Origin of the sequence: Streptomyces alkaliterrae, assembly GCF_007097205.2 — a bacterium.
GTDB lineage: Bacteria > Actinomycetota > Actinomycetes > Streptomycetales > Streptomycetaceae > Streptomyces > Streptomyces alkaliterrae.
The window spans coordinates 1-1,210 of sequence record NZ_VJYK02000599.1; the positions used below are offsets into that span (position 1 = coordinate 1).

The 1,210-nt window shown below is 71.2% G+C and carries 1 protein-coding gene and 1 pseudogene; both read right to left on the reverse strand.

What is annotated here, in order from left to right:
- Nucleotides 1-906: pseudogene (locus FNX44_RS27020) on the reverse strand (hypothetical protein); the annotation flags it as partial.
- A gap of 19 nt (nucleotides 907-925) precedes the next feature.
- Nucleotides 926-1,120: a hypothetical protein gene (locus tag FNX44_RS27025; protein ID WP_181355778.1), complete on the reverse strand. Its 195-nt coding sequence runs from the start codon at nucleotides 1,118-1,120 to the stop codon at nucleotides 926-928.
- Nucleotides 1,121-1,210 lie beyond the last annotated feature (90 nt).

The window sequence follows — 1,210 nt, forward strand, 5'->3', positions numbered from 1 at the left end:
GTCCAGCACCAACACCTCCCCCCGTTCCAGCGCCTGCAACGCCACCGAACGCAGCAACGTCGTCGTCCCCGACCCCGGCTGGCCCAGCGCCAACAGATGCGGCTCCGTCGACCGGGGCCCCGTCCGCCACACCACCGGCGGCACGTCCCGGAACTCCTCACCCGCCCCGACCGGAAGGGTCCGCTGCACCGACTCCGGATCGGTGAACCCCAGCACCACCTCACCCGGAGCCGCCACGAACCGCTGCGCGCACACCCCCGTCGGCAGCGCCCCGAGCACCGAGAGCCGCAACCGGTTCGCCTCCTGGTCCCACGCGAAGTGGTACTCCCGATACCGCCCGGCCTTCGCCCCCAACACCTGCTGCACCCGCCGCCGCGCCGACGGGTCACCGTCCGCGAAATACGGCGGATAACGCAGCTCCAGCGACTCCAGCCGCCCGTCCTCACCGAACCCGTGCGAAACAAAAGCCCGCTCCCACGACCCGTCCGGCGCGTACAGCGGCTCCGGATGGGGATCGTCCTCCGCGCAGAAACACGGCGCCAACGCGTCGTACAACGCCTGCAGCCGCGCCGCCTCCTCCTCGCTCGGCCCCGAAGGCTCCTCGTCCTCCTCCACGGCGGCCCCCGTACGCCCCAGCACGGCGGCCACCGCCATCACCGCGGCCGCCGCCAGCCACGGCCCGTACGGAACCATCCACACCAGCAGCGCCACCGCCACCGCCAGAAACGCCGCAGGTCCCCGACGGTCCTGCGGGGCCCCCTCCCACCAGCGGCGCACCAACCCCGCCAAACGCCGCAGGCCGCGCCCCACGACGATCAGCGGATGCAACGCGTCAAGCGCCCCCTCCACGACGCTGGTGGCCAGCCGGCCGCCACCGCTCTCCCGGACCCTCACCGGCCACGGCATCAAGCCGACCTCCCGACGGTCAGAGAGCCAGACCGCTCAGCAGGTTGGCGACCGTGTTGCTCCCCGCGTGGATACCCGCCGCGAGCGCCGAGTCCGCCAGATAGAAGCCGAACAGTGCGCATACGGCGGCATGGGAGAGCTTCATGCCGTCCTTGCGGAAGAAGAGGAAGGCGATGACACCGAGCAGCAGAACACCGGAAACCGACAGAATCACGCGAATCTCCCATGGGGACAAAACGGGCGGACGCTGGTCCAAGCTTCACAGAACCCGCCGCCCGACGTCCGGCGGCATACGGGTGAATCC